This window comes from Mesorhizobium sp. B2-5-13 (assembly GCF_006440535.1).
GTDB lineage: Bacteria > Pseudomonadota > Alphaproteobacteria > Rhizobiales > Rhizobiaceae > Mesorhizobium > Mesorhizobium salmacidum.
Genome location: NZ_VFUI01000006.1, coordinates 293,568 through 318,791, shown reverse-complemented (window position 1 = coordinate 318,791; position 25,224 = coordinate 293,568). Strand labels below are relative to the sequence as shown.

At 63.1% G+C, this 25,224-nt stretch carries 23 protein-coding genes; 16 read left to right on the top strand and 7 right to left on the bottom strand.

Annotated elements, in window-relative coordinates:
• Positions 1–11 precede the first annotated feature (11 nt).
• The 4 genes from FJ434_RS13610 to FJ434_RS13595 are packed head-to-tail and all read left to right on the top strand — an operon-like array spanning position 12 to position 2,649.
• Positions 12–1,094: a fatty acid desaturase family protein gene (locus FJ434_RS13610; RefSeq protein ID WP_140747767.1), complete on the top strand. Its 1,083-nt coding sequence runs from the start codon at positions 12–14 to the stop codon at positions 1,092–1,094.
• A gap of 28 nt (positions 1,095–1,122) precedes the next feature.
• On the top strand, positions 1,123–1,434 hold the full coding sequence (locus FJ434_RS13605) for a MocE family 2Fe-2S type ferredoxin (RefSeq protein ID WP_140747718.1): 312 nt from the start codon (positions 1,123–1,125) through the stop codon (positions 1,432–1,434).
• A 58-nt stretch (positions 1,435–1,492) separates the two neighbouring features.
• Complete coding sequence (locus FJ434_RS13600) at positions 1,493–2,293, top strand: 3-methyl-2-oxobutanoate hydroxymethyltransferase (RefSeq protein WP_140747715.1); 801 nt, start codon at positions 1,493–1,495, stop codon at positions 2,291–2,293.
• A gap of 56 nt (positions 2,294–2,349) precedes the next feature.
• Complete coding sequence (locus tag FJ434_RS13595; RefSeq protein ID WP_140725492.1) at positions 2,350–2,649, top strand: hypothetical protein; 300 nt, start codon at positions 2,350–2,352, stop codon at positions 2,647–2,649.
• 7 nt (positions 2,650–2,656) lie between these two features.
• On the opposite strand, the gene hutH is transcribed toward FJ434_RS13595, so the two are convergent.
• Both hutH and FJ434_RS13585 read right to left on the bottom strand, forming a co-directional pair.
• Entirely contained in the window at positions 2,657–4,150 is a 1,494-nt protein-coding gene (hutH, locus tag FJ434_RS13590; RefSeq protein WP_140747712.1) for a histidine ammonia-lyase, read from the bottom strand.
• Positions 4,147–5,148: an ornithine cyclodeaminase family protein gene (locus tag FJ434_RS13585; protein ID WP_140747709.1), complete on the bottom strand. Its 1,002-nt coding sequence runs from the start codon at positions 5,146–5,148 to the stop codon at positions 4,147–4,149. The genes hutH and FJ434_RS13585 overlap by 4 nt, the downstream gene beginning before the upstream one ends.
• A gap of 115 nt (positions 5,149–5,263) precedes the next feature.
• On the opposite strand from FJ434_RS13585, the gene FJ434_RS13580 reads away from it, so the two are divergent.
• The 12 genes from FJ434_RS13580 to FJ434_RS13520 all read left to right on the top strand — a co-directional run bounded on the left by FJ434_RS13580 (position 5,264) and on the right by FJ434_RS13520 (position 19,806).
• Positions 5,264–6,727, top strand: a complete 1,464-nt coding sequence (locus FJ434_RS13580; RefSeq protein WP_140747706.1) for a DHA2 family efflux MFS transporter permease subunit — start codon at positions 5,264–5,266, stop codon at positions 6,725–6,727.
• A gap of 240 nt (positions 6,728–6,967) precedes the next feature.
• Positions 6,968–7,954: an ABC transporter permease gene (locus FJ434_RS13575; protein WP_140747703.1), complete on the top strand. Its 987-nt coding sequence runs from the start codon at positions 6,968–6,970 to the stop codon at positions 7,952–7,954.
• A gap of 88 nt (positions 7,955–8,042) precedes the next feature.
• Positions 8,043–9,068: a sugar ABC transporter substrate-binding protein gene (locus tag FJ434_RS13570; protein WP_140747699.1), complete on the top strand. Its 1,026-nt coding sequence runs from the start codon at positions 8,043–8,045 to the stop codon at positions 9,066–9,068.
• Between the two features lie 91 nt (positions 9,069–9,159).
• The gene (locus FJ434_RS13565; RefSeq protein WP_140747696.1) at positions 9,160–11,283 is read left to right on the top strand and encodes an SMP-30/gluconolactonase/LRE family protein; all 2,124 of its coding nucleotides are present in this window, start codon (positions 9,160–9,162) and stop codon (positions 11,281–11,283) included.
• Positions 11,280–12,332, top strand: a complete 1,053-nt coding sequence (locus tag FJ434_RS13560) for an SMP-30/gluconolactonase/LRE family protein (RefSeq protein ID WP_140747693.1) — start codon at positions 11,280–11,282, stop codon at positions 12,330–12,332. The genes FJ434_RS13565 and FJ434_RS13560 overlap by 4 nt, the downstream gene beginning before the upstream one ends.
• Positions 12,332–13,828 (top strand): sugar ABC transporter ATP-binding protein, encoded by a 1,497-nt coding sequence (locus FJ434_RS13555; RefSeq protein ID WP_140713639.1) that lies wholly within the window; start codon positions 12,332–12,334, stop codon positions 13,826–13,828. Before FJ434_RS13560 ends, FJ434_RS13555 begins: the two co-directional genes overlap by 1 nt.
• A gap of 397 nt (positions 13,829–14,225) precedes the next feature.
• Positions 14,226–14,636: a carboxymuconolactone decarboxylase family protein gene (locus tag FJ434_RS13545; RefSeq protein ID WP_140747690.1), complete on the top strand. Its 411-nt coding sequence runs from the start codon at positions 14,226–14,228 to the stop codon at positions 14,634–14,636.
• A gap of 145 nt (positions 14,637–14,781) precedes the next feature.
• Positions 14,782–15,618, top strand: coding sequence for a metallophosphoesterase (locus FJ434_RS13540; RefSeq protein WP_140747687.1), 837 nt, complete (start codon positions 14,782–14,784; stop codon positions 15,616–15,618).
• Positions 15,615–16,772: an ABC transporter ATP-binding protein gene (locus tag FJ434_RS13535; RefSeq protein ID WP_140747684.1), complete on the top strand. Its 1,158-nt coding sequence runs from the start codon at positions 15,615–15,617 to the stop codon at positions 16,770–16,772. Before FJ434_RS13540 ends, FJ434_RS13535 begins: the two co-directional genes overlap by 4 nt.
• Positions 16,765–17,688, top strand: a complete 924-nt coding sequence (locus FJ434_RS13530; protein ID WP_140747681.1) for a sugar ABC transporter permease — start codon at positions 16,765–16,767, stop codon at positions 17,686–17,688. Before FJ434_RS13535 ends, FJ434_RS13530 begins: the two co-directional genes overlap by 8 nt.
• Entirely contained in the window at positions 17,685–18,515 is an 831-nt protein-coding gene (locus FJ434_RS13525) for a carbohydrate ABC transporter permease (protein WP_140747678.1), read from the top strand. The genes FJ434_RS13530 and FJ434_RS13525 overlap by 4 nt, the downstream gene beginning before the upstream one ends.
• A gap of 25 nt (positions 18,516–18,540) precedes the next feature.
• Positions 18,541–19,806, top strand: coding sequence for an ABC transporter substrate-binding protein (locus tag FJ434_RS13520; protein WP_140502302.1), 1,266 nt, complete (start codon positions 18,541–18,543; stop codon positions 19,804–19,806).
• 48 nt (positions 19,807–19,854) lie between these two features.
• Here FJ434_RS13520 and FJ434_RS13515 read toward each other — a convergent pair whose 3' ends face one another.
• The 5 genes from FJ434_RS13515 to FJ434_RS30485 all read right to left on the bottom strand — a co-directional run bounded on the left by FJ434_RS13515 (position 19,855) and on the right by FJ434_RS30485 (position 25,216).
• Positions 19,855–20,742, bottom strand: a complete 888-nt coding sequence (locus tag FJ434_RS13515; RefSeq protein ID WP_181165916.1) for an amidohydrolase — start codon at positions 20,740–20,742, stop codon at positions 19,855–19,857.
• The gene (locus FJ434_RS13510; protein ID WP_140747672.1) at positions 20,742–21,878 is read right to left on the bottom strand and encodes a VWA domain-containing protein; all 1,137 of its coding nucleotides are present in this window, start codon (positions 21,876–21,878) and stop codon (positions 20,742–20,744) included. Before FJ434_RS13510 ends, FJ434_RS13515 begins: the two co-directional genes overlap by 1 nt.
• A 73-nt stretch (positions 21,879–21,951) precedes the next feature.
• Complete coding sequence (locus FJ434_RS13505; protein ID WP_140713622.1) at positions 21,952–22,833, bottom strand: MoxR family ATPase; 882 nt, start codon at positions 22,831–22,833, stop codon at positions 21,952–21,954.
• 9 nt (positions 22,834–22,842) lie between these two features.
• Positions 22,843–23,847: a molybdopterin cofactor-binding domain-containing protein gene (locus tag FJ434_RS30490; protein WP_140747669.1), complete on the bottom strand. Its 1,005-nt coding sequence runs from the start codon at positions 23,845–23,847 to the stop codon at positions 22,843–22,845.
• A gap of 1 nt (position 23,848) precedes the next feature.
• Positions 23,849–25,216: a xanthine dehydrogenase family protein molybdopterin-binding subunit gene (locus FJ434_RS30485; protein WP_140747666.1), complete on the bottom strand. Its 1,368-nt coding sequence runs from the start codon at positions 25,214–25,216 to the stop codon at positions 23,849–23,851.
• Positions 25,217–25,224: the final 8 nt, after the last annotated feature.

Below are 25,224 nucleotides of genomic sequence, written 5' to 3'. Positions count from 1 at the left end.
GTGTGACGACGATGGCAAAGAAGCGCGACTACAGCCTTGTCGGCGAAAGCACCAGGGCGGCGATCGAGACCGGGCTTGCCTCGGCCGAATGGTACCATACCGACGTCCCACGCAAGGCGATGAAGGAACTGATGCAGCGTTCCGACGGGCCGGCGATCCGCGACACCGTCATCTGGATTGTCGCGATCGTCGGTTCGGCCGCCGGTATCGTCTGGTTCTGGGGTTCGTGGTGGATGGTGCCGTTCCTGTTCGTCTACGGCGTGCTCTACGGCTCGTCGAGCGACTCGCGCTGGCACGAATGCGGCCATGGCACGGCCTTCCGTACGCGCTGGATGAGCGATGTCGTCTACCACATCGCCTCGTTCATGCTGATGCGCAATCCCGTGCAATGGCGCTGGAGCCATGCCCGCCATCACACCGACACCATCATCGTCGGCCGCGATGCCGAGATCGCCGTCATGCGTCCGCCGGATCTGTTGAAGGCCGCGCTTGCCTTCACCGGCATTCTCGATTTCCGCTATTCGCTGCCGACGCTGGTGCGCCAGGCATTCGGCACGCTGTCGGACGAGGAGAAGAGCTATATCCCCGAGATGGAACAGCATAGGGCCGTGGTCGCCGCCCGCTGGCACGTCGCGATCTATGTGGCGACAATCGCCCTCGCGATCGCGCTGAGGTCATGGATACCGCTGGTGCTGATCGGTCTGCCGCGCCTCTACGGCACCTGGCACATGGTGACAACCGGCCTGCTGCAGCATATCGGCTTGGCCGACAATGTCGTCGACCATCGGCTCAACACGCGCACCGTCTACATGAACCCGATCAGCCGGTTCATCTACTGGAACATGAACTATCATGTGGAACACCACATGTTCCCGATGGTGCCCTATCATGCGCTGCCCAGGCTGCACGAACTGATCAAGCATGATCTGCCCGCGCCCAATCCCTCGATGTGGCATGCCTATCGCGAGGTCTGGCCGGTCCTGCTCAGGCAGCTGAAATACGAGGATTACTACCTCAAGCGCGAATTGCCGCCGACGGCGAGGCCCTATCGCGGCGAATTCCACGAGGTCGATATGTCGGCGGCGGCCGAATAGCGATCGCGAATGGTTGCAGGAGATCGAGATGGCCGATTGGGTTGAAGCTTGCGCGGTGGACGATGTCGAGGAAGAGGATGTCATCCGCTTCGACCATGGTGGGCGGAGCTTCGCGATCTATCGCTCCCCGGACGACGAATTCTTCGCCACCGATGGTTTTTGCACGCATGAAAAGGCGCATCTGGCCAACGGGCTTGTGATGGACGACATCATCGAATGTCCCAAGCACAATGGCCGCTTCAATTACAAGACCGGCCAGGCCAAGGGCGCGCCGGTCTGCGTCAACCTCGCGACCTATCCGGTGAAGGTCGAGGCCGGTAAGGTGATGATCCAGATCTGAAGCGGGGGCATGATCAACCGATCGGCATCGCGATGGTAACCAACAGAGGGACGTTTTAATGAGCCGAAAGAGACCGACCGTCGCCGATTTGCGCGCCATGAAGGGCAAGCGGCAACTGACCATGCTGCGGGTGCTGACCCTGGACGAGGCGGAGGCCGCCGAACGGGCAGGGGTCGACATCGTCTCGGTGCCGCCCGAACTGGTGCTCAATCCGCAATACCGCGATGCGGCACCCAGCCTGTTCACCATGCCCGGCGACAATTTCTTCGAAATCGGCACCGCGGATGATTTCGTCCGCTGGGCCTTCCGGCTCTATAAGGCCGGCGCCGACGCGGTCTATTGCAGTGCCGGCTACGCAACCATCAAGCGGATGGCGGACGATGCCATTCCCGTCATCGGCCATGTCGGCCTCATTCCTTCCCGCGCGACCTGGACCGGCGGCTTCAAGGCGGTCGGCAAGTCCGCCGACACGGCCATGCAGGTCTTCGAGGCGGTGAAGCAACTGGAGGCGGCCGGCGCCATCGGCGCCGAGATCGAGGTGGTGCCGGTCGAGGTCGCCAAGGCGATCTCGGAGCGCACGTCGCTGATCATGCTGTCGATGGGCGCGGGCACGGGCTGCGACGCGCAATATCTGTTCGCCGACGACATCCTTGGCCAGAACAGGGGTCACATGCCCCGCCACTCCAAGGTCTATCGCAACTTCGCCGCCGAGTATGACCGGCTGCAGGCGGAACGGGTGGCGGCATTTTCCGAATTCGTCGCCGACGTCAACGGCGGCGCCTATCCCGAGGACAGGCACATCGTGCATATGGACCCAGCCGAGCTAAAGCTGTTTCTGGACAAGGTAGGCCAGTCGTAAGGTCGCTTGCTGGTATCCTGTGGCCGAGCCACACGATTTTCGGGAGCAATGCGTCAATGAAAAATGTTCAATTGATCGATGGAGCCATCAATTCGGCGTATAATATCTATGCAGTGTCGGATGAGGACTTTGAATTGATGTTTCCGAACGGTCAGGATATAGAATTCATTGAAGATTTCTTTAAGCGCGTTGGAAGTAAGAGAGGCAGACGATTTCAGGATTCCTTAAATAAGGGTCGACAAAAGAAAACTGAAGTCAACGGAATACATGGAACACTGTTTTACGGGCTGAAGTGGCAGAAGAAGCATCTCTACCCAAATAAAAAATTTTCTGATGACCCTTCGTCGGCATATTGATGACATGTCAGAAACGGCATAAGGCCTGCCATGTGCCGCCGGTCAGCGCGGCGTAGAGTGCTTCGGCGTAGATGCCGAGAGGCCTGTCTTCCTTCAGGGTTGAGACGAGCCCGCGCACGGCTGTTTGAACCGCTGCGGTGCGTGGCGCCAGCGTCAACCCTTCACGCAAGTCGATTGCCTGTGCCGCGGCCATCAGTTCGAAGGCGATCAGCCGGCGCCACAGCGCGATCATGTCCGCGCATTTCGATATCGCCAGCGGCGTCTGCGTGGCGTGATCCTCGACGCCTTCCGAAACCGGCAGGAAGTCGAGCATCACCGGATTGGCCTTGTGGCGGATGGCGGCCAGGATCGACGTCACGGTCTTCTGCAACGGCACGAAGCCGGCCGAGGCGCCACCGACCGGCGACAGGTATTTGGGCAGGCCGTTGCGGCCCGAACCGGTGAGCTGGATGAAGCGGGCGGCACTTGCGGCGGCGCATTGCGCGATTGCGAGGCCTAGCGTCTCGAAGGCGAGCGAGAGCGCCGCCGTGTGGAAGTTGCCAGTCGACATCACCACGCCGTCGTCGCCCAGCACCAGCGGATTGTCGGCGGCGGCATTGAGTTCGATCTCGACGGCGCGTCTTGCCTGGCCGATCGCCTCGATCAGTGCGCCATGGATCGAGGGCATGCAGCGGATCGACAGCGGATCCTGTATGGTGGTGGGCGCCGGCGCTTCGTCGCGGGCGAGAAGATCATGCAGCGCCTTGGCGGCTTCCTGCTGGCCCGCGGCCGGCCGCGCCATGTGCAGGCGGGGATCGAGGATGGCGCGGTTGGCGCCGATCCCTTCCATGGTCAACGCGCCAGCCTGCTGCTGTTGGGCCAGAGCCGACAGCGCGTCCGTGACAACAAGCGCGCCGCTGCCGGCGGAGACGGCGGATGCGTTGATCAGCGACAGCCCATCCTTGGGCGCCAGGCCGATGGGGCCGAGGCGGGCCATCATCAGCGCCTTGACCGCCGGCATGCGCCTTCCCTGATAATCAGCCTCGCCTTCGCCGATCAGCAGGCGAGCAAGCGCCGTCATCAGCACAAGGTCGCCGGCGCCGATCGAGCCCAGCGACGGCATCACCGGATGGACGCCGGCGTTGAGCGCATCGGCCAAGGCGACAAAGACTGACGGGGAGAGGCCGGATCCGCCGGCCGACAACATTGTCAGGCGGGCGAGCATGGTGGCACGCACGGCTTCGACCGGCAGCGCTTCACCGACCGCGCCGCTGCGGCCTTCCAGCAACTGACGCTGGAAGGCGCTGGCGTCACCCTCGACCGATGTGCCGAGATTGGCGCCCAGCCCGGTGTTCAGGCCGTAGATCTGCTGGCCGGAGGCCGCGGCCTGATCGAGCACTTTTCGCGCCTTCTCCAGCCTGCCAATGACATCGGGTCCGATTTCCACCTTGCGCGCCTCGCGGGCGACGGCGGCGACATCGCCGATTCTGACGCCAGCCCCGGTGAGGACGAGCGCGCTCATGCGAAGCGCAGCCTTTGGCCGATGCCTTGCGCCTTTGCCTTGGCCAGCATCGCCTTGCCGAGCGCTATGTCGGACAGCGACAGGCCGCGATGCCAGAACAGGATTGTTTCGTCGTCACTTTGCCGTCCTGGCTTGAGTCCGGCGGCGATCTGGCCGAGTTCGGCATGCAGCGTTGCTTCGCTCAGCCGTCCGGCCTCGACATGGGCGCGCAGCGAGCCGAACTTGCCGCCTTTGCACTGGCCCCAATCGTCGACGACCATCTTCTGCATGATGTCGGTCAGCGACAGCTCCACCGCGCTCATCGTGCCATAGGGGACGACCAGCGCGCCCGACTTGATCCATTCTGTCTTCAGCAACGGCTGCGGCTCGGGCAGGCGCGATGCTTCGACGACAATGTCGGCGCCCTTGACGCAGCTCTCCCAGTCGGCGACCGCAGTGACGGGTTTGCCAAGGTCGGCGGAGAGTTTTGCCGCAAAGCCATCGCGGCTTTCCGGCCGGCGCGAATGGACGCGGATCTCGTCGAAATCGAAGAGATGGTCGAGCAGGCGCACGTTCCAATAGGCGGTGCCGCGTGCGCCGATATGAGCGAGCACCTTCGAATTCTTGCGAGCTAGGTGTTCGGCGCCGATCGCGGTGACGGCGCCGGTGCGCATGTCGGTGATGACGGTGGCGTCGAGGATGGCGCGCGGCGCGCCGATGCGCGGGTCGAACAAATTGAGGATGCCGAATTCCGACGGCAGGCCATGAAGATAGTTGTCGACAAAGTCGCCGACGATTTTCACGCCGGCCGCGTCGAGCGGCGCCACGTAGCCGCGCAAGACATTGAAATGGCCGTGGAAGGACGGGTCGGGTTCGAGGTGGACACGCGGCTCGATCACTGTCTGGCCCTTGCCTTGCGCAACGAGCCCGGCCTCGACCGCGCCGATGATCTCGGCATCGGTCATGGCAAGCGCTTTGATGTCCAGGGCATTGAGATAGTCGATATAGATGGGCTTCATGCGCACGCTGTTCCTCGGCCACCCCGCCCATCCATAACAGGCCGCGGCGCGACACGAAAGTTTGTTGGCTGTTGTCTGGACGCAGTCGGCCAAATGCTGTTCAAAGCGGTCCGTCATGACAGCCATTTCCGAGACCGAAGCTTCAGCCGACCCAGCCGGGAATTCGCGGCGTGTGGCGCTGATCGTCGCCATCGCCTTTTTCATGCAACTGCTGGATTCCACGATCATCTCGACCTCGCTGCCGCAGATGGGCGCCTCCTTCGGCGTGCCGGCGGTGGCGATGAGCATCGGCATCACCGTCTACATGCTGACCATGGCGGTGTTCGTACCGCTGTCGGGCTGGCTCGCCGACCGTTTTGGCGCACGCAACATCTTCCTCGCGGCAATCGCGCTGTTCACTCTGGCTTCGCTCGCCTGCGGCTTTTCGCAGAACCTGACCGAATTTGTCGTTGCCCGTGCCGTGCAGGGCCTGGGCAGCGCGCTGATGACACCGGTCGGCCGCATCCTGGTGCTGCGCAACGCGTCGAAATCCGAATTGCTCAACGCCACGGCGCTGATCACCTGGCCGGCGCTCTTCGCGCCTGTCGTTGGGCCGGTGCTTGGCGGCTTCATCACCACCTATCTGTCCTGGCACTGGAATTTCTTCATCAACATCCCGCTCGGCATGATCGGGCTGGCGCTGGTCGCCCGTTTCATCCCGGGCGACCGTGAAGCCGATGCCAAGCCACTCGACTGGCCGGGTTTTTTCCTGACCTCGCTGGGGCTGGCCTGCCTGCTCTATGGTCTCGAGCGCATCGCGCATCCGGAAGATGGCGTCTGGCCGACGGTGGGGCTGATCGTTGCAGGCATCGTCGTCGGCTGGGTAGCGGTGCGGCATCTCCGTCGCGCGCCGCATCCGCTGCTCGACCTCTCCTCGTTCAAGGTGCAGACCTTCGCCATCTCGACGCTCGCCGCCGGAACCATCTTCCGGGTGGCGATCAACGCCACGCCATTCCTTTTGCCGCTGCTGTTCCAGGTCGGCTTCGGGCTATCGCCGGTCGATGCCGGCATGATGATCCTGGCCTATTTCCTCGGCAATCTCGGCATGAAGACGGTAACGACGCCGACGCTGCGCCGCTTCGGCTTTCGCTCGGTGATGGTCGTCAACGGCATCATCGCGTCCGCATCGATCATGGCGTGCGCGGCGATCTCGCCACAGACGCCCCAGGCCCTGGTGGTGGCGCTGATGCTGATCGCCGGCCTGACGCGCTCGATGCAGTTCACCGCGCTCAACACGCTGGCCTTCGCCGATATCGCGGCTGGTCAGCGCAGCTCCGCGGCGACGTTATCCTCCATGCTGCAGCAGGTGGCGATGCTGTTCGGCGTTGCCGTGGCGGCGGCGATCCTCAACCTGTCGCAGATCGCCAGCGACCGGCCGGCGCTCGATCTCGTCGATTTTCGAGCAGCCTTCCTGGTGATCGGCGTCATCGGACTGGTTTCGTCGTTCCGTTTCCTGGGGTTGCCGAAGACCGCCGGCGCTGAGGTCTCGGGCCATATTGCCGGAACTGAAATCGAATTTTCCCGCCGACCGCAGGGTTAAATCCGTCTTCGCCTTTCGCCTTGGTGCTGTATATCCGCAGGCACGGACGATGACACAAACAATTGCCAAAAGCGCAGGAGTTTCCGGGCATTGCGCCAGATTCGGCAATCGACGCGTCCACTTTGCGAATCTCATCGCCAGCCCGCCTTTTGAACGCGGATTCATTTGACGAAGCGGCGCTGAGCCGATTAGCTTTCTCTCCCAGGGACGGCAGCGCTGCCACCGGGGTGAAAGCAGACAATGAACATGGGCGGCTGGCTGAACTTCAGGAGCCTGAATCAGGAAGGCATTGTCTTTGCCATAGCGGTGGTGCTGTTCGTTGCAGCGGCTATAGCCCTGCCTCGCTTCATAGATCCCAACAATCTCGTCGCCATCGTCCGCTCAGTCTCGGTACTGGGTATTCTGGCGCTGGGCATGGCGGTCGTCATCATCGGCCGCGGCATTGACCTGTCGGCGGTGGCGATCATGGCGATGTCGGTCGCCTGGTATCTGCAACTGCTCAATACCGGAACGCCGGATGGGCTGGCCTTCACCTATGTGCTGGCCGGCGTGCTCGGCATCGGCCTGCTCAACGGCTTTCTCGTCGCCTACGCCGATGTGCCGGCGATCTTCGTCACGCTGGCGACCGGCTCCTTCGTCTTCGGCTATGTCCGTTCGCAATTGATCACCCAGGACGCGGTGCCGGTGCCGCAGGGCCATTGGGTGGAACTGCTCGGCGGCCTGCGCTTCCTCGACGTCCCGATCGAGGTGTTCGTCTTCGCGGGTCTCGCCTTCCTGTTCTTCCTGTTCCTGCGCTACACCAAATGGGGCCGCTATATCTATTTCGCCGGCGACAATCCGGTCGCGGCGCGCAATATCGGGATTCCGGTACGGCCGATGCTGGTGCTGCGCTATGTGCTGTCCGCTTTCGTGGCACTGATCGCCGGCCTTTTGACCGCGGCCAGCCTGCATTCGATCAATACGCGTGTCGTCAATTCGACGCTGCTCTACGACATCGTGCTGGTGGCGGTGATCGGCGGCATCGGGCTGTCGGGCGGGCGAGGCGGGGTGCGCAACGTGCTGGTCGGGGCAGCACTCATCGGCGTCCTGCTCAACGCCATGACCATCATCGATATTCCGCTGCTCTACCAGAATCTGATCAAGGCGGCGATCCTGCTCGGCGCCATCATCGTCGACGGCATCATCAATCCACGTGACGAACAGACAGCGCAGCAGGGCGACATTTAGAGCAGATGGGCTAGCCCATCTTGCTCGGGGTACCCGGCGCGATCGGGGGCGATCGGCCGGCAATGAAAACCGAACCAGAGGATGACACATGAAACTGATCAGAACACTCGTGGCGGCGGCCACGGCCCTTGCCGTCACTGCCTTCGTGGCGCCGACCTTCGCCGCCGACGATCCAGGCCCCGCTGCCTATGCGCAAGCGCTGAAAGGCAAGCGCGTCATGCTGGTGCCGCTGGCGATGGGCTTCGACCTGGCGCAGGGCTGGGCACATTACCTGAAGAAGGAGGTCGAGGCCTGGGGCGGCACGTTCGAGACGCGTGATCCGAACTGGGTGGTCGATGCCGGAGCGCAGGCGATCACCGATGCGATCTCGTCGGACACGAGGCCCGATGTGCTGATCATCCATGCGCCGGACCTCAACTCCTATTCCAAGCTGATGAAGAAGGCGCAGGCCGCCGGCACCTATGTGATCCTCGTCGACAATCCGGCGAATTTCCCCGCCGACGCCTTTGTCGGCAGCGACTGGGACCGGCTCGGCCAGCTCGAAGCCGAAGCCGCGATCAAGGGCTGCGGCGAGAACTCGTCCAAGAAGATCGGGCTGGTGCAGGGCGACCAGGCCAACTCTTCCAGCCTGTACCAGTATGCCGGCATCATGAAGGTGCTGGACAAGCATCCCGACTTCAAGGTCGTGGCCAAGCCCGACTCCAACTGGGACGCCACGACCTCGCGCAACGTGACGACGACCATGCTGCAGCAGAACCCGGACATCTGCTCGATCATCGACTTCTGGGATGGTGACGCGACCGGCGCATCCGCCGCGATCCGCGACGCCAAGCTCGACGGCAAGGTGTTTTTGGTCACGACCGGCGGCGGCGAAAAGGCGGCCGACTGCGACAAGCTGCAGGACGGCACTTACGGTGCTGTCGTCATGACGGAACTTGCCCGGCAGTCGGGCGACATGAACGCTATCATCAAATTCCTGCTGCAGAGTGGCCAGCCGGCCGGCACCTCGCACACCTACATCTATACGCTGGAGAAGGCGACGACGAAGGCCGATCTCAAGCCGGATAGCTGCTGGGACCTGAAGGCGCTGCAGGCCGAAGCAGCGGCGAAGTAAGCCGATTGCCTTCAGCTGGTATCAGCGAGGTGGCCGGACAATTCCGGCCACCTCTTCTCTTTCCTTGTTCTCTCGTGCCCGCAGTGACCCGATGACCTTTCGCGAACGCCTGCAGTCCTGGCGCTACAATCTCGTGCCCGACCATCTGGTCGGCGAGATCCTGACCAAGCGCTGGACCGACAACGCCATTCCGTTCCTGGCGCTGGTGGCGACGCTCGGCGTGTTCGGCGCGATCATTCCAGGCTTCTTCAAGCTCTCCTCGCTGCAGGAATCGACCCGGCAACTCGGCGAATTCTCGATGGTGGTCACCGGCATGACCGTGGTGATGCTTGGCGGCGGCATCGATCTCTCGGTCGGCTCGATCTTCGCGCTGTCCTGCTTTTCCGCGGTCTATGTCTTCTTCATCCTTGAACAATCGATCTGGCTGGCGCTGGCCGCCTCGCTCGCCACCGGTCTAGTCTTCGGCGCGATCAACGGCTATCTCGTCGGCTACCTGCGGCTGCGTGCCTTCCTCACCACGCTCGTCACCTTCATCTTCGGGCGGGCGCTGTTCGACATCCTAGTCACCACCTATGCCGCCGACGTACAGCTTTCGACCGCTACGTCCGACGTGCTCGATTTCATCGGCGACAGCACTTTCTGGGGCCTGTCCGTTTCGGTGTGGCTGGCGATCATCCTTGCCATCGTCACCCATATCGCGCTGACACGTTCACGTCCCGGCTGGCATGTGCTGGCGGTGGGTGGCTCCCGGCGCTCGGCGCACAATGCCGGCATCCGGGTGCGCCGTACCGTGTTCATGACCTATGTCTTTTCCGGTTTCTGCGCCTCGATCGGCGGCTTTCTCATCGCTTGCCGCCTGAGCGGGGCAGGGCCGGGCACAGGCCTCAACCTCGAGATCATGGCGCTGACCGCGGCGGTGGTCGGCGGCGTCAGCCTCGGCGGCGGGCGCGGCTCGGTGATCAAGGGCCTGATGGGCGCCATCATCGTGCTCACCATGACGAATGGGCTGATCCGGCTTGGCTACGGCACCGGCACCAACCAGATGGTACTGGGCATCATGCTGGCGGTGGCGGTGACCATCGACATCCGCTGGCTGAAGAACCGCCACAAGGTGCTCAACGAGGTCTATGTCGCGCCGGTCTATCTTAAGATGGGCAAAACACAGTCCGCGGTGCCGGGCTCCGGCACACCTTATGCCCTCGACAACCGACTATCGGCTGCGGACCATATCGGGCTCGGTGAGCTGGAAGGGCCAGAAGACGTCATCCTCGACCGCGATGACGATCTCTATTGCGGCACGCGCCATGGCGAGATCGTCCGCTTCTTCGCGCCGGACTATGTCAGGTCGGAAGTGTTCGCCCATATTGGCGGGTTTCCGCTGGGGCTGGCTTTCGACAAGTCGGGCAATTTGATCAGCTGCGTCGGAGCCATGGGGCTGTATTCGGTTTCGCCGCAGCGCGAAGTGAAACGGCTGTCGGCGGAGACGTCGCGCTCCTGGACGTCGATCGTCGACGATGCGCGGCTGCGCGATCCCAATGATTGCGACATCGCTCCGGACGGCCGCATCTATTTTACGGACTCGACCAAGCGGTATGATGCCCATGATTGGGCGCTGGATTCGATCGAAAACCGCGCCACAGGCCGGCTGCTGGTCTACGATCCGAAGGACGGTTCCACGAAGACGCTGCTCGATGGCTACCGCTACACCAATGGTGTCTGCATGGCGCATGACGGCAAGTCGCTGTTCTTCGCCGAAAGCTGGGCCTGCCGGGTGCACCGCTATTGGCTGGAAGGGCCGAAGGCCGGCACCGCCGAATGCGTCATCCGCGACATGCCGGGTTACCCCGACAACATCAACCGGGCGTCGGACGGCAATTACTGGATGGCGTGGCTGGGCATGCGCACGCCGAGCTTCGACCTCTCGCTGCGCCATCCCGACATGCGCAAGCGCATGACGCGCCGGCTGCCGCAGGACGAATGGCTGTTTCCCAACATCAACACCGGCGGCGTGGTGAAATTCAACGAAAAGGGCGGCATCGTCGAGGCGATGGGCGACTTGACAGGCGGGGCGCACCCAATGGTCACCTCGATGCGCGAGCACAAGGGATATCTCTTTGTCGGCGGCATCCTCAACAATCGCATCGGCCGCTACAAAATTGCCGGCGCCGACCCGAGCTGGACCAGCCCTGCCTCCTACTGGGGAGCGAAGCCATGATCCTCGATCCGATCCTGGATATGTTTCGTGGCAAGGCGGTGACTATCCCGCCGCTCGACGGCGCCTTCCGCCCCAACACGCGGCTCGATGATGCGCCGGCGTTCGCCGAGCTGACCGAGCCGGACAATCTGCTGGTTGCCGATGGCCGGCTGCTGGCCTCCAGCGGCAACGCCGTCTATGCGATTGCCGTTGGTGTGGAACCTGCCGTGGTCGGGACCTTTCCATCTCCCGTCACGGCGCTGACGCTGTCGCCTTCAGGCGAACTGACGGTGGGGCTGGAGAGCGGCAAGCTGTTGATCGCGGGCAGGGAGTTGTCCTTGCCGGCAGGGATTGGCTGCATCACCGCGCTTGCCTATGCAGGAGACGGTACGCTGTGGCTTGCCAATGGTTCGGCCGAATTCTCGCCGTCGCAATGGGCCGCCGACCTGATGAAGAAGGGCGCGTCCGGTTCGCTTTGGGGGCGGGCGGCGGGTGGCGAGTTCCGCAAGGTGGCTGGCGACATCGCTTTTCCCTATGGACTTCACATCCTTGGCAGCGATGTGCTGGTCAGCGAAAGCTGGCGACACCAGCTTGTCCGTTTCGATGGCGCGACCGGCAACCGCTCGACGGTCCTGACGCATCTGCCCGGCTATCCCGCGCGGCTGTCGCCTGCTGGCGATGGCGGGGCGTGGCTGACGCTGTTCGCCCCACGCAACCGGTTGATCGAATTCGTGCTGCAGGAGACGCATTACCGTCAGGACATGATCGACCAGGTGCCGCCGGCCTACTGGATTGCCCCGGCGCTGGTATCAAACCGCAGTTTCCTCGAGCCGCTGCAATGCGGCGGCATCCGCACGATGGGCATTCACAAGCCGTGGTCGCCCAGCCGCTCCTACGGGCTGGTGGTCCGGCTCGACCGGGAGATGCAACCACAATTTAGCCTGCACAGCCGCGCCAACGGCACGCGCCACGGCATCTGCAGCGTGGTGGAGAAAGGCGGCGAGCTGTTCATTGCTTCCAGGGGTGGTGATTGCGTGCTGGCCGTCGATCTTGCCTCGGGAGGTTTCTGATGGAACCGATCGTTCGCCTCGAAAACGTCACCAAGAATTACCGCGGCGTGCCCGCGGTGAAGAACGTCAGCTTCGAACTGCGCAAGGGCGAAATCCATGCGCTGCTCGGCGAGAATGGTGCCGGCAAGTCGACACTGACCAAGATCATCGCCGGTGTGGTCGACGCCACGTCAGGCAGGATGTTCCACAAGGGGCGGGAGATCGCCTACGCCTCGCCGCATGCGGCGCTCGAGGCCGGCATCGCCATGGTGTTTCAGGAGACCAGCCTGGTGCCGTCGATGACGGTGGCGCAAAACCTCTATCTCGGTACTGAAAAATTCCTCAACCGGCTGCGCGGCACGTATATTTCAGCACAGCAGTTCCTGCAGTCGCTGAATTTTCCGGTCGACCCCAACGCCATGGTGGCGACACTGGGTGCTGCCAAGCGGCAGATGGTCGAGATCGCGCGCGCCGTGCACCACAATGCCGAGATCATCATCTTCGATGAACCGACGGCGACGCTGACGCCGGAGGAGAAGCGGCATTTCTTCGCGCTGATCCGGCGGCTGAAGGCGAACGGTGTGTCGATCGTCTTCATCAGCCATGCTCTCGAAGAGGCTCTGATGATCGCCGACCGCATCACCATCCTGCGCGACGGCGAACTGGTCATCACCGACGACACATCAACCTTCGACCGCGACAAGATCGTCGCCGCCATGGTTGGGCGAACGCTGTCGGGACAGATTTACCGCCAGCGCGACGAAGCCAAGCTGCGCAAGGCCGGCAAGAAGGTGCTCTCGGTGCAGGACATCTCGATGAGCAATGTCGTGCGCAACAATTCCTTCTCGATCTTCGAAGGCCAGATCACCGGCGTGTTCGGGCTGATCGGTTCCGGCCGCACCGAGACTTTCAAGATCGTGTCGGGCATCTACAAGCGCGATTTTTTGCGCGGTGGGGCGATCGAGCTGGACGACAGGCCGGTGCGCTATCTCGTGCCGAGCGAAGCCGTGGCGGACGGCATCGTCTATGTCACCGAGGACCGCAAGAGCGAAGGTATCTTCGAAACGATGGGCATTGCCGAGAACCTGTTCGGCGGGCTGCTGGCGGCAGGCCGCGAACAGTCGTGGGTGATCAACCAGCAGGAGATGCGTCAGCTTTCGGCCGAATGGACCAAGACGCTGAACATCAAGGCGATCAACGACAATGCGCGCGTGGTCGAGCTGTCCGGCGGCAACCAGCAGAAGGTGGTGATCGGCAAGGGGCTGGTACAGAAGCCGCGCATCGTCATATTCGACGAGCCGACGCGCGGCGTCGATGTGGGCGCCATCGCCGAGATCCACCAGATCATCAACAGGCTGGCCGACGAGGGCCTCGCGGTCGTTGTCATCTCGTCCTATTTGCCGGAGATCATGAACCTGTCGGATCGCATTTTGGTCTGTCGGCAGGGCCGCATCGTCGAGGAGTTTTCCCCGGCGGAGGCGACGGAGGAGAAGATCATGTACGCGGCGGTGCATTAGGGTGTGTTCGAGGAATACCCGATATATCTGACAATCTTTGCTGCAGGCTTCAGGATTAGCCGACACGACGACCACTTCGTCATCCTGGGGCGAAGCAAGGAGCGAAGCGACGCGGCGCAGACCTCAGGATCCATGCCGGGACTCCGGTGCGTTGCCACGGGGCAGGATTCTGCTCCGCTGCGCTCTACAACTAAGGTCGCCGCATGGATCCCAGGGTCTCCGCGACGGAGCTTCGCTCCTGCTTCGCCCAGGGATGACGAAGTTTTAGGTGCTTCGGCCAACCTTCAAGGTCCCGTGCATTGAGCGCCAAAACTGAGTCAAAAAAGTTGGTTAGCCGTATTTGCTCGAGACGTGATTCAACGGGCTAATTCATCGATCCAAACGAAAGGACCAGACCATGGCCACCACAAGACTCCTCAGCGATGCCGAGGTGGAGAAGATCCCGGTAGTGAAGGCGGTGTTCGACGACATCAGGGCGACGCGCAAATCCGATTTCGTCAACAATTTCTGGCGAGGGCTCGCCAATGATCCGGCGGCGTTGAAGCGCATCTGGGAGCAGCTGAAGGTGGTGATGGTCGCCGACAGCGCCATCGACCCATTGACCAAGGAAATGATCTATATCGCGGTATCGACGGCCAATGGCTGTTCCTACTGCGTTCATTCGCACACGGCGGCGGCGCGGGCCAAGGGCATGACCGATGTACAGCATGGCGAGTTGGTATCGATCATCGGGCTCGCCGGCCTGACCAATCATCTGGTCACGGCCATGCAGATCCCGGTCGATACGCAATTCGAGGTGAAGAGCTAATCTAGGAGTCAGCCAGCCAATCGGCGTGGAAGGAAAATTTGTCTCCAGCCTGTTAAGGAAGTGACATGTAACAGCTCTAAGGAGACCCCACGTGAAGTCGCTCGCCGGGGGTTTTCCGGCAGCCGGCTCTCGCAGTGGAGCCGGCATGAAAATCGTCCAGATCACCGATACCCATTTCAGCCCGACCAAGCCGCATTTCAACGACAATTGGGAGCCGCTGGCCGCCTGGATCGCGCAGAGCGGCGCCGACCTCGTCATCCACACCGGCGATCTTAGCGTCGATGGCGCCGACAAGGATGCCGACATCAGCTTCTGCATGGAGCTGATGCGGGAAATCTCGGTCCCGATGCTGCTGGTGCCCGGCAATCACGATGTCGGTCATCTGCCCGGCTCCTTGCAGCCGGTCAACGCGGAACGCCTCGAGCGCTGGCGCCGGCTGGTCGGTCCTAATTACTGGATGGAGGACGCTGGAAACTGGCGATTTATCGGCCTCGACAGCCTGCTGATGGGCTTTGATGATGCCGAGGAAGAGGCTCAGTTCGAATGGCTGCGTGCGGCGTTGGAAAGCCGTGGCGGCCGGCGCATCGCGCTCTTCGCCCACAAGCCGCTGTTCATCGACGAGCCCGGCGAAGGTGACACCGGTTACTGGAGCGTCCGCCCGGCACAGCGGCGGCGTCTCTACGATCTCATCGATGCCCATGACGTGGCGCTTTTCGCCAGCGGTCACCTGCACCGGGCATGGCAAGGCAAATACGAAAGCACCGCGCTGGTATGGGGGCCTTCGGCGGCCTTCGTCGTCGGCGACATGGAGCGCGACATGCCGGGCGAGCGGCTGCTCGGCGCGGTCGTGCATGAATTCGGCGACACAGTCACCAGTGAGATCGTCGCGATCCCAGGCATGAGCGTCCATGTCCTCGACGAGGTGGTCGAGGAGGTCTACCCGGACGAGGCGCACAAGGTCCGCGGGAAGGTCGCATCATGAGCGCGCTCTCGCTTCGCGATCTGAACAAGTCCTTTGGCGGCAATGCCGTCCTGAACGGCGTCAGCCTCGACGTCGAAGCAGGCGAGTTCATCGCCCTGGTCGGCCCCTCGGGCTGCGGCAAAAGCACCTTGCTGCGCATTCTGGCGGGGCTTGATCATGCTGACAGCGGCGAGATTTTCGTCGGCGGCAAGGACATGTCGGCGGTCGCCGCGGCCGATCGCAACATCGCCATGGTCTTCCAGTCCTACGCGCTCTATCCGCATCTGACGGCCGGCCAGAACATCGCGGTTCCACTGGCCATGAAGCGGCTGAGCCGGACGCAGCGGCTGCCGTTGGTCGGCTCGGTCCTGCCGGGCCAGAAAGAGATCCGCGCCGGCATTTCGCGCGATGTCCGCGAGATGGCAACCGTGCTGAAGATCGACCATCTGCTCGACCGCAAGCCGGGACAGATGTCGGGCGGGCAGCGGCAGCGCGTGGCCTTGGCACGCGCCATGGTGCGCCACCCCAGCATCTTCCTGATGGATGAGCCGCTTTCCAATCTCGACGCCAATCTGCGCGTCCATGCCCGCGGCGAGATCGTGGAACTGCACCGCCGCGCCGGCGTGCCGACGCTCTATGTGACGCATGACCAGGCCGAAGCGCTTTCTATGGCCGATCGCGTGGCGGTGATGATTGGCGGCAACCTGCTGCAGCTGGCCGCGCCCGAAGCGATCTACAACGATCCCGCCCATATCGAGGTTGCGCGCTTTGTCGGCCAGCCGAGGATCAACATTATACCGGCACGCGCCGAAAACGGCCGTGTCGATTTCATGGGCATCCGGCTGGCCTTGCTGGAGAAGGTGGCGGATGGCGCTGTCAGCCTCGGCATCCGGCCTGAATTCGTCAAACTGTCTCCCAGCGGGCGGAGCGGCCTTGCCGGGCGGATCGAGCGTCTGGAATTCCTCGGATCGGAGGTCGTTGCCCACTGCCGGCTCGACGTGACCGGCGACAATGTCATCACCAAGCTGGCACCGCACGAGGCGAAGGACTTGATCGCGGGAATGCCGGTGGGTGTCCTTCTGTCACCCGAGCAGGCCATGGTGTTCGGGCCGGAGGGAAGGCGGCTGCGCACGGCGAGTGCCGCGCCCGCACGCCAGGAGCCGGCCTATGTCTAGTATCGCGCTGGCGGGCAATGTCCCGAGCGCCGCGGCCCTCCACAGGCGCAGCGAAGATCGCACCGCCTGGCTGCTGGCGGCTCCCGCGATCGTGCTTTTGCTGCTGTTCGTGCTGCTGCCGGTGGTTGCCGTTATTTTTCTCGGCTTCACCGATTTCGAGCTCGGCTATGGCAAATTTCGCCTGGTCGGCTTCGAGAACTACGCGCATCTCCTGACCGACCGCACCTTCCGCAGATCGCTGTGGAACACGTCAGTCTATACCGCGATCGTGGCACCGGTCTCGATCGTGCTCGGTCTCGGCGTTGCCTTGCTGATCGAAGGCGAACCGCGCGCGCGCGGCTTCTTCCGTACCGTCTATTTCCTGCCTGTGGCTTCGCTGATCGTCGCCATGGCGACTGTCTGGCAGTACCTCTTCCATCCGACGATCGGACCACTCAACGCGCTGCTTGCGCACGCCGGCATTCCCGGTCCGAACTGGCTCGGCGCCTCGAGCACCGTGCTCTACAGCCTGTCGATCATCGGCGTCTGGCAGTCGGTGGGCTTCAACATGGTGTTGTTCCTGGCGGGCCTGACGGCGATCCCGCGCGAACTCTATGCCGCCGCACATGTCGACGGCGCGAAATCGGCGCTCGACCGGTTCTTCCTGGTCACCTGGCCGATGCTCGGGCCGACGACGCTGTTTGTCGTCACCATCAGCATCACCAATGCGGTGAAGGTCTTCGAGACTGTGAAGATGCTGACCGACGGCGGACCTAATAAAGCCTCCGAAGTGCTGCTGTTCACCATCTACCAGGAAGGTTTCGTCTATCTGCGCGTCGGCTATGCCTCGGCAATGACGGTCGTCTTCCTGGCGATCCTCGTCGTGCTGATGCTTCTCCAATATCGCGTGCTCGACCGGCGGGTGCATTACACATGACCAGTATCCCGACCGGCCGCATCATCCGTTTCGCCCTGCTTTCGCTCGGCGCGCTGATGATCCTTGCGCCCTACATTTTCATGATCTCGACCGCGGGCAAGACGCAGAGCGACATCTTCACCTCGTCGCTGTCGCTCATCCCCGAGCGTTTCTACTTCGGCGAGAATTTCGCCAAGGCGCTGAACAAGGTGCCGATGGCAACGCTGCTGTGGAACGGCGTTGTCGTCTGCGGCCTGATCTTCTTCTTCCAGGTGCTGGTCGCCATTCCTTGCGCCTACGCCATGGCTAAGCTGAAGTTCCGCGCCGCTCGGCTGATGATGGTGCTGGTCATGCTCGGCCTGCTGGTGCCGATCCATGCCACGGCGCTGCCGCTCTACGTCGCCTTCGATAGGATGTCGCTGCTCAACAGCTACACCTCGCTGGTGGCGCCGTTCACCATCTCGGTGTTCGCGATCTTCATGTTCCTGCAGTTCTTCCGCGCCATGCCCGACGACCTCATCCACGCGGCGCGCCTCGACGGCATGTCCGAACTCGGCATCGTCGCGCGCGTCATCGTCCCCAACGCCTGGCCGGCCGTCACCGCGTTCGCGATCTTCTCGGTGGTCGCGCACTGGAACGATCTCTACTGGCCGCTGATCGTCGTCAGCAAGCAGGCCTACGCCACGCCGCCGCTCGGCCTGATGTATTTCCGCGCCGCCGAGGCAGGCGACGACTATGGCGCGCTGATGGCCGCCACGCTGATCATCACCCTTCCACTCGTCGTCGCCTTCCTGTTCGCACAGAAGCGCTTCGTCGAAGGCATCACCATGACCGGTCTCAAAGGCTGACCGGTTCGAACAGGAGCACGAGCATATGAAGCAACTTCCCAGGATTCTCGCAGCGGCGGCGGTTTCGCTGGCGTTCGCCCTTCCGGCCTATGCTGACACGACGCTGACGGTTCATTACCCGATGCCCGGCTTCTTCAAGAACGTGATGGACACGATCTCGAAGAAGTTCATGGAAGAAAATCCTGACATCAAGATCCAGTTCGCCAGCCCGTCCGCCACCTACGAGGAAGGCATCCAGACCATCCTTCGCCAGGCCGGCACCGACGAAATGCCCGACATCACCTTCATCGGACTCAACCGCCTGCGGATGCTCAACGAGCGCGACGTTGCCGTCGATCTTGGCCCGCTGGTCAAGAAGGAAGGCAACATGGCTGAGCTCGGCTTCTCCGACACGATCCTGAAGTTGGCGCAGGTCAACGGCAAGCAGGTCGGCCTCGCCTTCGCCACCTCGAACCCCATCATGTACTACAATGCCGACCTGGTGAAAGCCGCCGGCGGCGATCCGGACAATCCGCCCAAGACCTGGGACGAGGTGATCGCGCTCGGCGGCAAGATCAAGGCGCTCGGCAATGGCGTCGACGGCATCGACTTCCGCTGGCAAGGCGACGACTGGATGTTTTCGGCGCTGCTGTTCGGCGCTGGCGGCAAGATGCTGAACGAGGACGAAAGCAAGGTCGCCTTCAACGGGCCGGAGGGCGAGAAGGCAATGGAAATCCTGCAGCGGATGGTGAAGGAGGGCGGCATGCCGGTCTTCACCAAGCCGGCGGGCGAGCAGGCTTTCGCGGCCGGCAAAGTCGGCTTCGAGTTCCAGACCACCGGCGCCCTGGTCAACACCATCAAGAATGTCGGTGACAAGTTCACGCTGCGCACGGCCAAGATCCCGCTGATCGATCCAATCAACGGCCATCTTCCGACCGGCGGCAACGCCGTGGTCATCCTGACCAAGGATGCGGCAAAGCAGGACGCCGCCTGGAAGTTCGCGAAATTCGCCGCTGGTCCTTACGGCGCGTCGGTCGTCGTGCCCGGCACGGGCTATGTCCCCAACAATGAGCTCGCGGCGAAATCGCCGGAATATCTCGGCGATTTCTACAAGAAGAACCCGCTCTTCCAGGCCGGGCTCAGCCAGATGCCGCGGATGATACCGTGGTATGCTTTCCCGGGCACCAACGGTGTGAAGGTGACGCAGACCATTGTCGACAATCTGTCGCGGATCGTCGACCAGTCGGCGACCCCGAAGGAAGCGCTCACTGACGCGGCAAGCGATGTCGAAGGCATGCTGCCGACGCAGTAAGGGCTGTGCAGGGTATCGCCGCGCCAATGGCGCGGCGGTCCCGGGCGATCAAACCGGCCGGTAGACCCGCTCCGCCGTGTTCCAGAAGATATCCGCCTCGGCGGCCGCACCATGCTTTGCCACGGCATCGCGATGCGCCATGATCAACTCGGCGTGGCTGGTCCAGAGTTTCTCGATGGGGAAGTTCGAGCCGAACATCAGGCGATCCGCGCCTAATATCTCGATCGCGTTGTCGACGATATAGCCGATCAGCGCCGGGTCGTTGCGGTGGACGAAGGTGCCCAGACCGGACAGCTTGGCGTAGAAGTTCGGCGCCGCCGACAGCGTGCGCAGGCCGGCCTTCCAGGCTTCGGTGGTTTCCGCGTCCATGCCGGTCAGCATGCCGGCATGGGTGAGAATGAAATTGGTTTGCGGGTTCTCGCCGACCAGCGTCAGTCCGTCCTTCATCTGGCCAGGAAAGAGCTGCAAGTCGAAGGACAGGCCGTAGTCTTTCAGCCGGGCGACATTGGCGCGTACTTTTGGATCGATGACCTGATCGGCCGAGACAGCGAAGCGGAAGGCGGGCGTCTCGTGCCAATGCAGTTGCATGCGCACGCCGCGCAGCAGCGGATACTTTTTCAAGCGGTCGATCTGGGGCCTGACATCGTCCACCGTCATGTCGGTGTAGCCGACGATGGCGTGCGGCCAGCCTGTCTCGTCGGCCGTTTTCTGCAGGAAGGCGACTTCCTTTTCGAAATCCTCCTTGGCCCAGTTGGTCTGGACATAGACGGCCTTCTCGACACCCGAACCCTGCTGGTCGGCGAGAAACTCCTCGATCGGATAATCGCGGCGGATCGGCTCGTAGGGGCCGAAGATGCGCGGCACCATCGGCCCGACCAGCCAGGGCTGATCCTGCTGGCGCCAGATGTGGAAATGCGCGTCGATGGCTTTCTGCATCACGATACCCTTTTCCAGAGTGTCGCCGCCCGTGGAGCGGGGCGGGCGAGCGACAGGATGAAATCGGTGAGGCTGTTCACCGACGAGCCGTCCACCAGATCGTCGAGCACTGGCAGCATAGCGCGAAGCGCCGCCGTTGCCGGCTGGAAGCGCGGGTCGCCGGCCAGAGGTGTCGCCAGCGACAGCCGGAAGGCGCGGGCGCTCAGCCGGCGCATCGCCGTCTCCAGTTCGGCATGGTCGCCGCGCTCCAGCGCGTCCGAGAGGATGACCACTGCCGCACCGCGCGCGAAGGACGAAAAGCGCGGCACCGACAGAAAAGCCAGCAGCGTCGGTCCCATGCGGGTCCCGCCGTCCCAGTCGTCGACCTGGGCGGCCGCGCGCGCCAGCGCCTGGTCGCAGTCGCTGATGCGCAATGCTGATGTGATGCGGGTCAGACGCGTGCCGAAGGTGAAGATTTCCGCCCGGTCAGCGCCCTGCACGGCGGCATGCGCGAGCTTGAGGTAGTCAGCCGTGTGAAGCTTCATCGAGCCTGAGACGTCGATGAGGATCAGCAGCTTGCGCGGCACTGTCTGGCGGCGGCGCAACAAGGGCGAGGGGATATCGCCATCGGCGCTGACGATTTCCCTGAGCGAGCGGCGCAGGTCGAGCTTGCCGCGCGAATGAGTGCGCACCATGCGGAAGGAGCGGCGCGCGGGCAAGGCGCTCGACAGTCGGCGGCGAAAGACGGTCAGCCTGTCGCCGTCGCGCTGGAAGTCGCGGCTGCTCAACTGCTCCAGCGCCGAGGAAAGCTCACCGCCTTCCTGTCGCTCCTCGGCCTCGATCCGCTTGTCGTCGGCGCCGCCATCATCCTTGATGCGGGTTTCCTCGTCGGCGTCGCCTTCCACCACGGCTGATGTGTCGCCATAAAAATGGCTCTGGAAATGCGCCTCGAATTCGTCGCGACGGTCAGGTGGCGGCGCCAGGGTGGCCAGTGCTGCTTCGCGGATATCCGCCATCGAGCGTGGTCCAAGCAATGTCACCGCCTGCATGAAGCCGGAGACTTGTTCGGGGGCGATGGCGAAACCGTAGCGACGCAGCAGCCGGGCGAAGCCGAGGAAGGGTGCGGCGGCACGGGGCAAGCTTGTTTCGCGCATCATTGCGTGTCCCGCCAGCGCTGCGGAACACGCCGGTGAAGCCGTCCCGCCGAGAGCAGGGAGAAGGCATCGCGCATCACGCCAGCGCCTCCTCGACGATGCTGCCAAGCTCGGGCGCGATGTAGGAGAGGTCTTCCTCGTCTTTGATCAGCACGCCGATGGCGCGGCGGAAGGCTTCCGGCCACGGACTGCCGCCTTTTTCAAGAATGGTGGCCGCGTTCGCCCATTCGACCGCCTCGGCGATGCCGGGGGGCTTGGCCAGCGGGCGAGCTCGGATGGTCTGCACCGCTGTCGCCACGGCGCGTGCGGTGGCCTGGGCGACATTGCCGGCGCGCAGCATGATGATGGCGGCCTCCCGTTCGGCGTCGGGATAGCCGATCCAGTGATAGACGCAGCGGCGACGCAGCGCCTCGGCAAGTTCGCGGGTGCGGTTCGAGGTCAGGATGACGATTGGCTGTGCCTCGGCGCGGATGGTGCCGCGCTCGGGAATGCTGATCTGGAAGTCGGACAGGAATTCCAGCAGCAGCGCCTCGAATTCATGGTCCGAGCGGTCGATCTCATCGACCAAAAGCACGCGTTGCTGCGGCGCCTTCAACACCTGCAGCAGCGGCCGGGCAATGAGGAAACGGTCGTCATAGATGTCGATCTCATGCTCGCCGGCATGGCGGATGGCGAGCAGTTGGCGCTGATAATTCCACTCATAGAGCGCGTGCGCGGCGTCGATGCCTTCGTAACATTGCAGACGCACCAGATCTCGGCCGATCAGTTCGGCGATCGCCTTGGCAGCTTCCGTCTTGCCGACGCCCGGCGCGCCTTCGAGCAGCAGCGGCTTGCCGAGCCGGATGGCAAGGAAGATGGCGGTGGCGAGGCTGTCGTCGGCCAGATAGCGCGAGGCGGCGAGATGCTGTGCCACCGCCTCCGGCGAGGTCGCGACAGTCTCGGTGTTCACATCGGGCATTCTCAGCACTCAGTTGGAACCCTGCGCCTTCAGCGCGCGCAAAATGCGCTCGGGCGTGATCGGCAGCGTGTCGATGCGCACGCCGACGGCGTCGAAGACGGCATTGGCAACCGCTGGTATTTGCGGGTTGGCGCACATTTCGCCTGGCCCCTTGGCGCCATACGGTCCGTCGGCCGAGGGACGCTCCAGCACGATGATCTCGGTCTCGGCGAGGTCGCCGGGGCCAGGCATCAGATACTGGTTGAAGTCGGTGCCGCCATGGTCGCGGTTGGGATAATAGGGCTCGGTCGTTTCGTAAAGCGCGTGGCTGATGCCCATCCAGGAGCCGCCGACCAGCTGCTGCTCGACCATTTTCGGGTTCAGCGCGCGGCCAATCTCGAAGACGTTCTTGACGGTGAGCACCGTGACTTCGCCGGTCTCGTCGTCGACCTCGACTTCTGCGACCGTGCAGGCATGAGCGTAGCAGGTCGATGGCTTCATCGCGCCGGTTTCCTTCTCCGGATAGGAGCGCGGGATCAAAAACATGCCGCGGCCGGAGATCGAGCGGCCGCGCTTGAAATGCGCCGACAGCGCGACATCGAAGATCGAGATGGATTTCTGCGGCGCGCCCTTGACCAGCACGTTGCCCTGGCCGTCGGTTTCGAGGTCTGACGCGTTCACCTCCAGCTCTTCGGCCGCCACTTCCAGCATCACCTGGCGGGCTTCCCTGGCGGCCTGGATGACGGCATTGCCGGCGCGGTGGGTGCCGCGCGAGGCGAAGGTGCCCATGCAATGCGGGCCGGTATCGGTGTCGGCGGTGTCGACAACGACGCGGTCGGTCGGTACGCCGATCGTCTCTGCGCAGATCTGCGCCATGATCTGCTTCATACCCTGGCCGAGATCGACCGACGACAGCGTCACCATGAAGTTGCCGGTCGGGGTCGAATGCACCAGCGCCTGAGTCGGGTCGCCGCCAAGGTTCATGCCGGTGGGATAGTTGATCGCGGCGACGCCGCGTCCGCGCCTGATCGCCATCTCAAGCTCCGTTCTTGTAGGAGGACATCGCCATGTATTTCTCCGCGACCGGCCAGTTGGCGACGCGCGAGGCTTCCTGCATGCACTCGATCAGCCCCGCGCCCTCCGTCGGCTGGCGATGCGCCTTCATGTCGCCGTCGCGATAGGCGTTGATGAAACGGAATTCGAGCGGGTCCATGCCGATCAGCCGGGCCAGCTTGTCCATCTGCACCTCCAGCGCGAAGTCGCCGATGGTGACGCCGAAGCCGCGCATGGCCGATGACGGCGTGCGGTTGGTATAAACGCAGTAGGTGTCGATCCAGACATTCGGGATGGTGTAGGGACCGGGATAATGGCCCGCCCCCTTCTGCGCGCCATAGGGCGAGTGGCGGGAGTAGGCGCCGGCATCGGTGTACCCTGTGACTTTCCGCGCGACGATACGGCCGTCCTTCATGACGCCGTCCTTGATGACGACTTTTTCGGCCGCGCGGGGCGATGAAATCTGCATCTCCTCCTCGCGGCTGTAGATAAAACAGACCGGTCGCCCGGTTAATTTTGCGCCGAGGATGGCGATCGGCTCGACGATGACATCGACCTTGCCGCCGAAACCGCCGCCGACAGTGCCGCCGACGAAATGCAGCTTGCTGCCCGGCATCTGCAGGATGATCGATGTGTTGTCGAGGGTGAAGAACATCGCCTGCGTGTTGGTGTAGCAGGTGAAGCGGTCATTGCCTTCAGGCGCCACCACGCAGCCGGTGGTCTCGGTCGGCGCGTGCTCGATCGGCGAGGACTGATAGCTTTGCTCCAGCACGTGATCGGCTTGAGCAAAGCCCGCCTCGACATCGCCGAAGCGCACCTTGCGGCACGCGCCGCTGTCATAGAGGTAATAGTTCTGGCCGTGATATTCGTTGACGATGGGCGCGCCGGGCTTCAGTGCTTCTTCCATGTCGAAGACGGCGGGCAGCACCTCATAGTCGACCTTGACCTTGGCGGCCGCTTCCTGGGCGGCACGCTCGGTTTCGGCCAGCACCGCCACCACGGCCTCGCCCTTCCAGCGCACCTTGCCGTCTGCCAGCACCGTCTCGTCCTCCGGTCCGACCTGGATGAGGATCAGGATGGTGTAGACATTGTGCGGCACGTCCTTGGCCGTCAGCACCTTGATAACGCCTGGGTGTTTTTCGGCCTCGGAGGTGTCGATCGAGCGGATGCGGGCATGGTGGTGCGGGCTGCGCACCATCTTGAGGTGCAGCATGCCGGGGAAATTACGGTCGGCGAAATAGGCGGTTCTGCCGGTGACGTGGCCGGGCGAATCCGAGCGTGGCCGGGGCTGGCCGATCTCGTGCAGATCGTCCTTGCGGATATCGGCGAAGTAGCTCTTGCGCAGTTCCATTCTTTGGT

Bases quoted from the DNA above. Each gene is read 5' to 3' on its own strand.
- FJ434_RS13610 (WP_140747767.1), top strand. From the start codon at position 12: ATGGCAAAGAAGCGCGACTACAGCCTTGTCGGCGAAAGCACCAGGGCG.
- FJ434_RS13605 (WP_140747718.1), top strand. From the start codon at position 1,123: ATGGCCGATTGGGTTGAAGCTTGCGCGGTGGACGATGTCGAGGAAGAG.
- FJ434_RS13600 (WP_140747715.1), top strand. From the start codon at position 1,493: ATGAGCCGAAAGAGACCGACCGTCGCCGATTTGCGCGCCATGAAGGGC.
- FJ434_RS13595 (WP_140725492.1), top strand. From the start codon at position 2,350: ATGAAAAATGTTCAATTGATCGATGGAGCCATCAATTCGGCGTATAAT.
- hutH (WP_140747712.1), bottom strand. From the start codon at position 4,150: ATGAGCGCGCTCGTCCTCACCGGGGCTGGCGTCAGAATCGGCGATGTC.
- FJ434_RS13585 (WP_140747709.1), bottom strand. From the start codon at position 5,148: ATGAAGCCCATCTATATCGACTATCTCAATGCCCTGGACATCAAAGCG.
- FJ434_RS13580 (WP_140747706.1), top strand. From the start codon at position 5,264: ATGACAGCCATTTCCGAGACCGAAGCTTCAGCCGACCCAGCCGGGAAT.
- FJ434_RS13575 (WP_140747703.1), top strand. From the start codon at position 6,968: ATGAACATGGGCGGCTGGCTGAACTTCAGGAGCCTGAATCAGGAAGGC.
- FJ434_RS13570 (WP_140747699.1), top strand. From the start codon at position 8,043: ATGAAACTGATCAGAACACTCGTGGCGGCGGCCACGGCCCTTGCCGTC.
- FJ434_RS13565 (WP_140747696.1), top strand. From the start codon at position 9,160: ATGACCTTTCGCGAACGCCTGCAGTCCTGGCGCTACAATCTCGTGCCC.
- FJ434_RS13560 (WP_140747693.1), top strand. From the start codon at position 11,280: ATGATCCTCGATCCGATCCTGGATATGTTTCGTGGCAAGGCGGTGACT.
- FJ434_RS13555 (WP_140713639.1), top strand. From the start codon at position 12,332: ATGGAACCGATCGTTCGCCTCGAAAACGTCACCAAGAATTACCGCGGC.
- FJ434_RS13545 (WP_140747690.1), top strand. From the start codon at position 14,226: ATGGCCACCACAAGACTCCTCAGCGATGCCGAGGTGGAGAAGATCCCG.
- FJ434_RS13540 (WP_140747687.1), top strand. From the start codon at position 14,782: ATGAAAATCGTCCAGATCACCGATACCCATTTCAGCCCGACCAAGCCG.
- FJ434_RS13535 (WP_140747684.1), top strand. From the start codon at position 15,615: ATGAGCGCGCTCTCGCTTCGCGATCTGAACAAGTCCTTTGGCGGCAAT.
- FJ434_RS13530 (WP_140747681.1), top strand. From the start codon at position 16,765: ATGTCTAGTATCGCGCTGGCGGGCAATGTCCCGAGCGCCGCGGCCCTC.
- FJ434_RS13525 (WP_140747678.1), top strand. From the start codon at position 17,685: ATGACCAGTATCCCGACCGGCCGCATCATCCGTTTCGCCCTGCTTTCG.
- FJ434_RS13520 (WP_140502302.1), top strand. From the start codon at position 18,541: ATGAAGCAACTTCCCAGGATTCTCGCAGCGGCGGCGGTTTCGCTGGCG.
- FJ434_RS13515 (WP_181165916.1), bottom strand. From the start codon at position 20,742: ATGCAGAAAGCCATCGACGCGCATTTCCACATCTGGCGCCAGCAGGAT.
- FJ434_RS13510 (WP_140747672.1), bottom strand. From the start codon at position 21,878: ATGATGCGCGAAACAAGCTTGCCCCGTGCCGCCGCACCCTTCCTCGGC.
- FJ434_RS13505 (WP_140713622.1), bottom strand. From the start codon at position 22,833: ATGCCCGATGTGAACACCGAGACTGTCGCGACCTCGCCGGAGGCGGTG.
- FJ434_RS30490 (WP_140747669.1), bottom strand. From the start codon at position 23,847: ATGGCGATCAGGCGCGGACGCGGCGTCGCCGCGATCAACTATCCCACC.
- FJ434_RS30485 (WP_140747666.1), bottom strand. From the start codon at position 25,216: ATGGAACTGCGCAAGAGCTACTTCGCCGATATCCGCAAGGACGATCTG.